The organism is Rummeliibacillus sp. SL167, assembly GCF_007896505.1.
GTDB lineage: Bacteria > Bacillota > Bacilli > Bacillales_A > Planococcaceae > Rummeliibacillus > Rummeliibacillus suwonensis.
The window spans coordinates 1,341,524-1,353,237 of the sequence record NZ_VCBM01000001.1; the positions used below are offsets into that span (position 1 = coordinate 1,341,524).

Annotated in this window: 10 protein-coding genes; 3 read left to right on the top strand and 7 right to left on the bottom strand. The window is 38.1% G+C overall.

Translation table 11 applies throughout. The annotated features are described in order from the left end of the window. Positions 1 to 252: 252 nt before the first annotated feature. The 7 genes from FEZ13_RS06025 to FEZ13_RS06050 form a co-directional block, all read right to left on the bottom strand. The gene (locus FEZ13_RS06025; protein ID WP_146551855.1) at positions 253 to 474 is read right to left on the bottom strand and encodes a hypothetical protein; all 222 of its coding nucleotides are present in this window, start codon (positions 472 to 474) and stop codon (positions 253 to 255) included. Between the two features lie 71 nt (positions 475 to 545). Next, positions 546 to 2,030: an NCS1 family transporter gene (locus FEZ13_RS06030; RefSeq protein WP_146551856.1), complete on the bottom strand. Its 1,485-nt coding sequence runs from the start codon at positions 2,028 to 2,030 to the stop codon at positions 546 to 548. Between the two features lie 35 nt (positions 2,031 to 2,065). Further along, positions 2,066 to 2,203 carry a hypothetical protein gene (locus tag FEZ13_RS19410; RefSeq protein WP_186725794.1) on the bottom strand — a complete coding sequence of 46 codons (138 nt, stop codon included), beginning with the start codon at positions 2,201 to 2,203 and terminating at the stop codon, positions 2,066 to 2,068. Between the two features lie 86 nt (positions 2,204 to 2,289). Further along, positions 2,290 to 3,576, bottom strand: a complete 1,287-nt coding sequence (gene preA / locus FEZ13_RS06035; RefSeq protein WP_146551857.1) for an NAD-dependent dihydropyrimidine dehydrogenase subunit PreA — start codon at positions 3,574 to 3,576, stop codon at positions 2,290 to 2,292. Positions 3,577 to 3,595: 19 nt separating this feature from the next. Continuing rightward, the gene (locus FEZ13_RS06040; RefSeq protein WP_146551858.1) at positions 3,596 to 4,939 is read right to left on the bottom strand and encodes an NAD(P)-dependent oxidoreductase; all 1,344 of its coding nucleotides are present in this window, start codon (positions 4,937 to 4,939) and stop codon (positions 3,596 to 3,598) included. A 15-nt stretch (positions 4,940 to 4,954) separates the two neighbouring features. Beyond that, positions 4,955 to 6,358, bottom strand: coding sequence for a dihydropyrimidinase (hydA, locus tag FEZ13_RS06045; protein WP_146551859.1), 1,404 nt, complete (start codon positions 6,356 to 6,358; stop codon positions 4,955 to 4,957). A gap of 16 nt (positions 6,359 to 6,374) precedes the next feature. After that, positions 6,375 to 7,613 (bottom strand): Zn-dependent hydrolase, encoded by a 1,239-nt coding sequence (locus FEZ13_RS06050; RefSeq protein WP_255473059.1) that lies wholly within the window; start codon positions 7,611 to 7,613, stop codon positions 6,375 to 6,377. A gap of 169 nt (positions 7,614 to 7,782) precedes the next feature. Between FEZ13_RS06050 and FEZ13_RS06055 the strand changes: the two genes are divergently transcribed. The 3 genes from FEZ13_RS06055 (at position 7,783) to FEZ13_RS06065 (ending at position 11,600) form a co-directional block, all read left to right on the top strand. Further along, complete coding sequence (locus FEZ13_RS06055) at positions 7,783 to 8,952, top strand: PucR family transcriptional regulator (protein WP_146551861.1); 1,170 nt, start codon at positions 7,783 to 7,785, stop codon at positions 8,950 to 8,952. A 117-nt stretch (positions 8,953 to 9,069) separates the two neighbouring features. Next, positions 9,070 to 10,443, top strand: coding sequence for an aminotransferase class III-fold pyridoxal phosphate-dependent enzyme (locus tag FEZ13_RS06060; RefSeq protein WP_146551862.1), 1,374 nt, complete (start codon positions 9,070 to 9,072; stop codon positions 10,441 to 10,443). 11 nt (positions 10,444 to 10,454) lie between these two features. Then, complete coding sequence (locus FEZ13_RS06065; protein ID WP_146551863.1) at positions 10,455 to 11,600, top strand: iron-containing alcohol dehydrogenase family protein; 1,146 nt, start codon at positions 10,455 to 10,457, stop codon at positions 11,598 to 11,600. Positions 11,601 to 11,714 lie beyond the last annotated feature (114 nt).

Sequence of the window (11,714 nt, forward strand, 5' to 3'; positions counted from 1 at the left end):
AATACAAATTTGATCAGCAAGTAATTCTTCAAGAATGTGTTTAAATGATTTTCGGGTTTCCTTGTCCAAATAAGATGTAACCTCGTCAAATATTAATATTGTATGTTAGAATTTTGCGGGTAGAAGCTACTGCTGTTACAACATGGATTTTGATAAATAATATTCTCCTCTACAATGAAAAAAGTATAACCAGCAAGGGACAAAATCCTTTGCTCATTATACTTAAGGGGGGCGTTTTGAAAAAATGAAATTTTATATGAACGTTTTATACACCTGCTCGAATACTTTGACGGAGGCATATTTTCGCGCATTCGCTGTACCAATATGGATTTCTTGAAAATCTTCGCTTTCTGGATGATAAAATTCAAGCCTTGCGCCATCAAGATTTTCTGTAAAATTCTTCACACGATATTTTTGAAGTAATAATCGGTCAATTTGATCGATCTCATCTATTATTTGTAAGTAATCAGACATATGAATCAACTCCTTTGCCGTAAGAAAAACAGATTGTGCTTAGCCTGTGAAATTATAAACAACGCTATTCTCTAACTGTTTTTTGCACTTAAATTAGGGGAGAGCTCTGGGAGTGTAACTGGTTTTTCAAACGGTGATATTTCCCAATCTCTTCCGACAGTAATTCCCAAATATTTGCTATCACTTGGATCCATCATTTCTTTCTGAGGGTACTTTTTAAACCACCAATATTTAGCTAACACATAATAAAGAATTGCACCAACTGCAAACCCAACTAATGATGAATAAGTTGGCAATAAGTTCGCTATAATCCCCCCAATGATCCAAGAGGTCAATCCAGCTAAATTAAAACCATTCATATATCGATATTGCCCTGCTATTTCATAAAGTTCTTCTACATTTAATCGGCGTTTACGAAGCAGATAGTAATCGGCAAACATGATCCCAACGATTGACGTTAAAATTCCGCCGATAATCAATAAAACCGTGTTTAATATATCGAATAGACTCCAAGGCTGTGCTAATGTACCGATCACTCCAGCAATGACAACACCTATCCAAAAAGGTACTTTTGGTCCGCCGATATTGGAGAAAATCGTTGCCGCTGGGATAACATTTGCTGAGGTATTCGTTGACCATTGTGCTAATACAATCATCAATAGTAAGATTGCTAATATAAATCCACTTGCAGATTCTTGTAATGCGGCAATTGGATCGCCACTTGAAACAGCCATATAACATACAGCACCAATAACAATCATGAATGTATTGACAACAGGCATGACAATCAGGGAACCGATTAGTTGTGTTTTATTGCGCTTGAACCAATTTTTTTCATATTTTGGCGCTTTAAAAAATCGAGAAAGTGAAGGCATATCAGCCGCTAACGTTGCCCAGAAACCCATATTTGCCATGGCCACTACCATAAATGCTGTAAATGTAGCCATACCTGTAGTTGGAGATTCGACCCAAGTCCATACATCCTTGCCCGAAGCCGTGGCTTTGTCCGCAAGCGCTACGTACATCCAACATGAAATGAAAATAATAATAGGAGCAGCTAGATCAGCAAATCGTTCGATCGACTTAATTCCTAAAGAGGTATTCAATAATTGAAAAGCTGCAAAAAATAGGAAACAAATAAACCAGTTATCAAATTCAAATAAGATATTTAATATTCCATTAATCGCTAATGCCCCAAAATACGTATTAATACCAAACCAGCAAGATGCAGTGATCCCCCGCACTAGCGAAGGAAGATGCGTACCAAATGTACCGAATGGCGCTCGCATATAAACTGGGAATGACAGCCCATGTTCAACACCAATATCCCCGATCACTACCATGAAAATCCCAATCATTAAGGAACCCACTAAAGTAGCTAAAATAAGCGTAGGCATGGATAGATGAATAATTCCCGCAGCACCGATAGCGAATGCAGCTAGTACAATCGCCATTCCTACCCAAATGACTGAAAATCCGAAAACACCAATATTTCGATCCTTATAAGAAATAGGCAATAAATCAGGGGACTTTAAATAATCATTTCTTTGTGTCATCGACGAAGCCTCCAATATTTTTAATATCAATCTATTTAAGATAATGTGAAACTTCCTATGTGAGGGTTTTCTTCATCCCCCACTAAACTAGAGGAACTCAGATGAAAAGCGCGACGTCCTGTGGCAACATCTGAGGGACCAACATCTTGCCCGCCCAAACCAATCGGGCGCATGCGGCAGTTGTTCCCCCACCTATCTTTCTCGTTTTTCTCTAAACCTTGAGGTGGGGATCTTACTGCCCATTAACGCGGGATAAAAATTATCCTCCTATTATTTCAGCCGTTGTAGAAAAAGCTTTAAGACATTCTTGTCGTTCATTCCACGTCATAGAAGGTAGAGTATGTTCAACTTCCTTCATTGTAATAGCGCCTTCTTCTGGACAAACGATGGAACATAAATTACACCCTACACAGTCTTCCTCCCGCACCCTTAATTGTGAGAGTCCTGTTGCATCGTGATAAAGATCAATCGCTTGATGTGATGTATCTTCACAAGCGATATAGCATTTATTGCAATGGATACATTTGTCATTATTGATCTCTGCGACAATCTTATAATTTAAATCGAGATCGCCCCAGTCAGAGTATCTTGACACGGATTTACCGACAATATCCATAACGGATAAAATTCCTTTATCATCTAAATAGTTATTCAAACCATCGATCATATCTTCCACAATCCTGAAGCCATGATGCATCGCAGCCGTACAAACTTGAACACCTGCTGCTCCCATTAATAGAAATTCAGTAGCATCTTGCCAGTTCGATATACCTCCTATCCCCGAAATTGGTACGTTAATATGTGGATTTCTCGAACATTCACCTACCATATTGAGTGCGATTGGTTTCACAGCTGGTCCACAATAACCTCCGTGCGCACCTTTTCCACGTACATGAGGAATTGTATGCCATGTATCTAAGTCGACTCCCATTAGGCTATTGATCGTATTGATCATACTAATAGCATCTGCCCCGCCTTTTACAGCTGCTTCTGCTGTTGCCGTAATATCTGTGATATTTGGCGTCAATTTGACAATAACAGGCGTTTTGGCTACTTCCTTGACCCAATAGGTTTGCTTTTCTACAAGTTCTGGTACTTGACCAGATGCAGCTCCCATTCCTCGCTCCGCCATTCCATGTGGGCAGCCGAAGTTTAATTCCAGACCATCTATACCGACATCTTCTACACGCTTTACAATTTCATGCCATTTTTCTTGTTTCGGTTCAACCATCAAGGATGCAATAATGGCGTGATCTGGAAAACGTTTTTTGGTTTCATCCATTTCCTTTAAATTTGTTGCTAATGGACGATCTGTAATGAGTTCAATATTATTAAAACCTGCAACTCGTTGGCCATTGAAACTTGTTGCTGCAAATCGGGAAGAAACATTTAAAATGGGTTCACCTAATGTTTTCCAGACTGCTCCTCCCCAACCAGCTTCAAATGCACGTTGTACTTGATAACCAGAATTCGTAGGCGGTGCTGAAGCTAACCAAAATGGATTTGGTGACTGTATTCCTGCTAAATTTATTCGTAAATCAGCCATAGTATCCCCCCTCTTTCTGTTAGGCAATCTCAGATGTTTGTTGTAGCGCATCATGTAATGCATATGCACAGTCTTTTCCTTGTTGAACAGCTGAAACAACTGTTGCATCCCCATAACCTGAGCCATAAATCACATCACCGCATGCGTAGATCTGCGGACTAGATGTTTGAAATGTAATCGGATCTACGGAAGGAACGCCATTAAGATGTTGTAAGTTCATTTCGTTGATAAAATCCACATGACGTCTTTGTCCAATTGCACGAATAACAACATCTGCTTGTACTATAAAATTTGAATTTTCCACTTCGATCAGTACATCTTGTTGATCGTAGCGATCCATTAAATTCATATGGACACATTCAATCCCTACGACTTTCCCATCCATATTTCCCATTATTTTTTTAGGCATTGTTAGCCATTGAAATTCAATTCCTTCTTGTTTAGCAAATTCATATTCAAATGGATAAGCTGTCATTTCATTGGCAGTGCGCCGATATAATATTTTCACATGGGCCGCTCCTAATCGAATGGCACATGTTGCAGCATCGATCGCTGTATTACCTGCTCCAATAACAACCACTTTCTTCCCTTGTATATTCATTGGTAAAGGTTTTCGCTTAGTTGTTTTCACAAAGTCAATTGCATCTAAAACACCTTCTAACTTCTCCCCTTCTATATTTAAATGGGGGACTTCCCCCATACCAATAGCCATTATGATTCGATCAAATCTCTCCAATAGCTCAGTGCAAGTAACATCTATACCAACTCTCTTTCCTGTTAAAATAGTTGCTCCTAACTGACGCACTTGATCAACTTCCCATTCCACAACTTCTTGCGGTAATCTAAATGATACAATCCCATGCTGACTAAGTCCTCCAGCTTGTTTTTCAGCTTCAAAGATTGTAACCTCATAGCCTAGTCGGCACAATTCACGTGCAGCTGATAACCCTGCTGGTCCACTGCCAATAATGGCAATCTTATGACCATTTGCTGCTCCTCGCTTAAATAAAGAAATATTTTGTTCCTTCAGCCAATCCGTTGCGTATCGTTGAAGTGCACCGATTTTGATTGGTTTTTCATCTTTTTGTAACACACAAGCGCCTTCACAAAGTTCTTCAGTCGGGCAAACTCTCGCACAGCTCGCCCCCATTGGATTCGCCTCTAGGATTACTTTTGCTGAACCCTTCAAATTTGAAGAAGCAATTTTTTTTATAAAACTAGGAACATTGATCGTTGTTGGGCAAGCACGCATACAAGGCGCATCAAAACAATACAAGCAACGATTTGCCTCTTCTATGGCACTAGCTTTTAATAATCTCGGCGTAACTTCTTCAAAATTTTCATCTATTAAGACATTGATCATTCAATCACTCCCAACTTATTGAGCAACAGCTTCTTTTGTCTTCTTTTGAACTTGTCGTTTTATATATTGACCTCGCCCCAACGAACCCACAAATTCCTTATCTTTGATAACAAAGTCCCCTCGACTTAAAACACTGATAGGCTCTCCCGTCACTTTTAGCCCTTCAAATGCACTATAATCCACATTCATGTGATGCGTTTCGGCTGAAATAACACGTTCCTGATTGGGATCAAATAACACTAAGTCTGCATCAGAACCGATCGCAATCGTTCCTTTTTGAGGGAATAGTCCAAAGATCTTTGCTGCGCTTGTCGAGATCATATCGACAAACTCGTTGATTGTAATTCTTCCTTTCGCGACCCCTTCAGAATACAGAACGCTAAATCGATCTTCGATAAATGGACCACCATTGGGAATTTTAGAGAAATCATCAATACCTAATCGTTTTTTACCATTGAAATTAAACGAACATTGATCTGAGCCAATGGTTTGAAGTTGTTTTGCTTTTAATGCATTCCATAGAATTTCTTGATGCTCTTTTGGTCTTAATGGTGGTGACCAAACATACTTCGCCCCCTCAAAGTTTGGTTTTTCAAGTGCCGATTGATCTAATGTCAAGTATGGTGGACATGTTTCACCATATACTTTATAACCTTTTTGGCGTGCAGCAATAATTTCATCAACTGCTTCCTTGCAGGTCACATGCACGACGTATAACGCTGCATCAGCTAAGTGAGCCAGTTCAATTGCCCGTTTTGTTGCCTCACCTTCTAATTGAGGAGGGCGAGTTAGCGCATGATAAATGGGTTCTGTATGACCCAAAGTCTTGGCTTCTTCGACTAATTCATCAATGACTGAACCGTTTTCGCAGTGTACCATAACGATTGCGCCCGCTTCTTTTCCGACTTTGAACGCTTGATATAATGTACGATCAGTTGCTTGAAATTCTTTCGCATAGGCTAGAAATACCTTAATAGAAGAAATACCTTCTTGTTCCAATACTTTTGGCAATTCGACTAAAGTATCTTCGTTTAAATCTGCAATCATCAGATGGAAACCATAGTCGATCACTGCTTTGTCTTTTGCTTTTGCATGCCATTTATCCACCGCATCCATAAGTTTTGTTTCACCAGCTGTTAAGCAAAAATCTAAAACCGTCGTTGTCCCGCCAAAGGCAGCTGCGATTGTGCCTGTTTCCCAATCATCATCTGTTACCGTATTGTTGAAAGGCATATCTAGATGTGTATGCGGATCGATACCACCTGGAAATATATATTGTCCAGTCGCATCAATCATTTCAGCGTCACCAGCTACTATTTCCTTACCAATACTTGCGATCTTACCATCTTCGATTAACAAATCCGCTTTATACGTGTCTGCTGCAGTGACAATCGTTCCACCTGTAATTAGTTTTTTCATGGTATTCCTTCTTTCCTTATATGGTTTGTTTTTCTTTCGCCAACTTTTGTTGAAGAGAAAGTACGGTTTGAAGCATGACATTTGCTCCGTTTGCACAATCCTTAAAGCTTGTCAGTTCTTCTTCGCAATGACTTTTTCCATTTACACTCGGCACAAAGATCATCGCAGAGGGAATATAACTAGCCATAAATTGTGCATCATGGCCTGCCCCACTATACATTCGATAAGAAGAATAACCATATTCCTCACATGCAGCTTCAATCGATTGGCAAATATCACGATCAAATACGACCGTATCCCGACTCCAAAGTTTTTCAGATGAAAGAGCACAACCTTCTATTTCAACTGGGAAGTTATGAATAACATCCTCCACTTTAGAAATGATTTCTGGATTTTGATGTCGAGCTTCTAAAGTAAAAACAACCTTATTGGGAATCACTGTGTGAATATTTGGCGAAACATTCAGGCGTCCAATTGTAAAAACTAAATCATCGTCAATGGACGCAAGCTCTGTTTTGATGGAAGAAATAACATCGGTAGCTACAAACAAAGGATCTTTTCTCATCGGCATAGGTGTTGTTCCCGCGTGATCTGATTCACCAATAATCGTGATTTCATAGCACACCATTCCAAGTACTCCTTCTACAACTCCTATATCAATCTTTTTACTTTCAAGCACAGGGCCTTGTTCAATATGAAGTTCTAGATACGCAAGAGCCTCTTTCAAACGGTTTTCCTGCTCACCTTTATAACCACTCGCTTCTAACGCAGCTGAAAATGTAATTCCATTTTTATCTTTTGAATCAAGCATCTTTTCTTTATCGAATTTATGCGCTAGTACGCCTGAACTCATCATAGCTGGATCAAAACGAGCCCCTTCTTCATTTGTAAAATCCATAATGACAATTGGAGCTTCCATTTCTAAATCGAAATCACACAATGTTCTGACAACTTCAAGCGCTGTTAAAACACCAAGAACACCATCGAAACGACCTCCCCTCTCAACAGAATCTAAATGAGATCCTATTACGATTGGAGGAAGATCGTTTTTTCCTGGCAAAGTCGCATAAATATTAGCCATGTCATCAAAAGTGACATTCATGCCGAGTTCTTGGCAACATTCACAAAAATAATTTCTTGCAGCAACATCTTCAGGAGATAAAGATAACCTTGTGACTCCGCCATTTTTAGTGTGACCAAACTTACTAAATAGTTGAATCGTATCCTCTAAACGACTTTCATTACATGCTAACAATATATTACCTCCTATTTTTATGTTATTTTTTATTACATTTACTAACAATTCCAATTTTACTGTATTATAATGATATGGTATATAGTCATTTCTCTGAAAAAAATTGTGCATTTGCACAGCAAGCTGAAGGATTTTTTACTTTTCTGCTATAAAAAATGGGGGGATATTGATGATTACATTTCAGCATTTTTTGGATTCACCGCTATTTTACATGTTGAATTTAAGAGGTGGAGAGGATGGATTAAACCATGAAATTACTGGAATTAATGTGATTGAAAGTGTAGATATCTCAAAATTCTGTCAAGCCAATGAAATTATCATTTCTACAGGAATTCATTTCAATGGAGATATAAAATCCCTTTTAGAACTGATTACAGTGCTTGCTAAAAAGCGAACAGCAGGTTTAATCATCAATATTGGCCCTTACATCCCTGAAGTACCAGCTGCAGCAATAGCACTTGCAGATCAACTACAATTCCCTATTTTTGAAATGGAATGGCGTTATCGAATAGCCGATTTACTTAGACTCACTTTTCATTTTTTAAATACACATCATGAAAGAAAAATGGATCAAGAGGATTTAATGAGGAAGCTATTATTGACGGATGCTCAAGATTCTTCTTTGGATAAGTCATTAGAACAATTCGGATTTGCAAAAGAAGATGAAAAAGGAATTATTTTATGTACACCATATAGCAGCGATCATAATATAAAACCCTACGCAAATATTATTCATCAAGCATTTTCTGCTCGTTATAAAGTTTTTCTGCAACTTGTCGACAATAACCAATTGATTTACTTAATAAGCCGTTCTCACGTTCAAACACCAGACATTCCATTTTCAAGAACTGTTAACGCGATCTTTGATAAGTTACTTGAAAAGTTTTCAAATGCTCCTGTTCCCTTATCGATTGGAATGGGGAACTTTTATACAGAAGCGAAAGATCTTCAAAAGAGTTTGGATGAAGCAAGGACCGTTACAAAGCTTTCACAGCAGCACGGTAACCCTAACTTGTACAAATATAAAGAGATTGGTGCCTACAAAATTATTATGGGTGTCGAAAATCGGCAACTAATTCAAAGATTTTATCGAGACATGCTGGGCTCTTTAGTACAATATGATCAAATTCACAACACAAATTTTAAAAATTTTTTACGAATATTCATAGAGGAAGATGGCAGTACATCTCGAATTAGTCAAAGAGAATTTATCCATCGCAATACGGTTCTGTATAAAGTAAAAAAAATCGAAACGCTCCTTGATACAGATTTAAGCACTCCATTTACAAAAACAAATCTTACAATTGCCTTCATGATTGAGGACATTTTATCAAAATAATAACTTTGTGCAAATGCACAAAATATTTTGTCTGAATATTCATTGTTTTAAAATTTTGATCTTAGTATGCTTTATATGTTAGCTAAAATAACATATATTTATATAGGAGTGATTACAATGGAAAAAACGGCATCTCATCATATTCAAAAAGACCATCAACAATATGTTCTGACATCTTGGGCAAAGCAGCAAGGAACTGTTCCGAAGGTAATAACAAAAGCAGAAGGTGTTTTCTTCTGGGATGAACAAAATCACAGGTATTTTGATATGAGCTCCCAGCTAGTCTATACAAACGTTGGTCATCAACATCCAAAACTGCTCGAAGCTTTTCAGCATATCGGTGATATTCCATTGTCCTCACCTGGCTTTGCAAGTGCTTCTAAGTCTGCATTAGCCAAAAAGATCATTGAGCTTGCACCGAGTAATATGCAAAAAGTATTTTTCACTTGTGGCGGTGCAGAATCAAATGAACACGCGATCAAAATAGCAAGGATGGTAACAGGACGCTATAAAATATTCTCTCGTTATCGTTCGTATCATGGAGCAACATTTGGAGCTGGTAATTTAACCGGAGAAAATCGTCGCCTAAGTGTTGAACCAGGTATTCCTGGATTTGTAAAGTTCGATATTCCTTATTTATATCGAGAAGCCATCGATTTTGCGAGTGAAGAACAGGCTACAGACTTTTATCTAAAACGGCTACACCAACAAATTTTATACGAAGGTCCAAACACAATCGCAGCCGTTTTCATCGAACCGATTCCTGGAAGTAATGGCGTCATCATTCCACCAAAAGGCTATTTAGAGGGCGTTCGTGCATTATGTGATGAATTCGGGATTTTAATGGTTTGCGATGAAGTCATGTCTGGTTTTGGACGAACCGGAAAAATGTTCGCTGTTGACCATTATGATTTTGAACCGGATCTGATAACATTTGCAAAGGGAATCACTTCAGGCTATGCACCACTGGGAGGCGTTATCGTCAGTGATCAAATAGCTGCATACTTTGACGATCATGTTTTAATGACTGGTTTAACTTATAGCGGTCACACCATGTGCACCCAAATTGGATTAGAAACATTGAAAATTTATGAGGAAGAAAATATCATTGAAAATGCATGGGTAATTGGCGAGATTTTAGCCGCGCGACTCGATGAATTAATGAACTACTCTATAGTCGGCGAAGTGCGTCATATTGGTTTATTTGCCGCAGTTGAATTAGTAAAAGATAAAACAACTCGCGAGCCACTTATCCAATATGGTCTAGATTATGGGCAAGACCCTGTTCGATTGATGAATAAATTTATTGCCATGTTGCTGGATAAAGGATTTTATACTTATTCTCATGAATCGAGTGTCATCATTGCTCCGCCACTTATCATAACAAAAGATGAATTAAATGAAGCAATAGACATTTTCGAAACTGTATTGAAAGATTTTGAAAAGGAAGTTTTAGAAATTGATGAAACAAAAATTGTTTCAGCTAAATAAGGAGGAATTCGATGTATAATTTCTATTATGAACAGCCTGTACCGATTGACTTTGGTGCAGATAAGATAAAGGATTTACCTACTATTTTAGAAAAATATAAATTTCAAAAAGGATTACTCATTAGTGCCCCATCGATGGTACGAAATGGTGTTGCACAAAAAATAATGGACGCTTCAAATGGTAAAATTAAAGCTATTTTTTCCAATATACAACCCAATCCAACAGTTCAAAACACCGATGATTGTGTCGAGGCGCTTGTTGAACACAAATGTGATTTTGCAATTGCACTTGGTGGAGGCAGCATTTTAGATTGTGCAAAAGTGGCATGCTTCGTTGCAACAACTTCTTATACAACAGAAGTCTATTTTACAAAGCAACAGCCAATTACACATAAAGGATTACCATTGATCGCTGTTCCTACGACCTCTGGTACAGCAAGCGAAATTACAAACGTATCGGTTTTGACAGATACCAAGCGTGGGATAAAAGCTCCTCTTGCAAGTGAGTTTTTATACCCGATATATGCATTAGTGGATCCAATGTTAACGCTTAGCTGTCCTCAACAAGTAACTGCATCTAGTGGTTTAGATGTATTAGCACACTCCTTAGAAGCTTTTTATGGGAAGAAACATCAGCCTTATACAGACTTAGCTGCAGAGTATGCTGCTAAACTAGTGTTTGAAAATCTGTTAGTGGCTTATCACGCTCCTAACAATCTTGAAGCACGTATCAATATGAGTCTAGCTTCTGTAACAGCTGGCATGGCATTTAATCTCACACAAACAGCTGCTGCCCATGCTTGTTCCTACCCATTGACCCAAAACTTTGGAGTTTTTCATGGAGAGGCTTGTGCTTTAACCTTGCCTACTTTTTGGAAACTGAATAGCATCGGTAAGGAAAGCAAAAGACTTGAAGCATTTAGTCGCCGTCTTGGATTTGAAGATTCCATCGATTTAGCCAATCGTATCGATGAAATGAAAAAAGACATGCAAATGTGTCTAACAATTGAAGAGGCTGGTGTAAGAACAGAAGAAGATTTAAAACTACTAGTTGCTAATAGTTTTGCTCCTAATATGCAAAATAATCCTGTAGATGTCACACCTGAATTACTAAAAAATTTATACAAATCCATCTCAAGTATACATTCGAATAGTTAAGACATCAGGCATTTGTGTCAATCAAATATGAAAAGAAGAGGCTGTGAATTTATTTTTCACTGTCTCTTCTTTTTTTAAAGCTTTGAGTTATGAAATTAGTTTATGTAAGAGAAT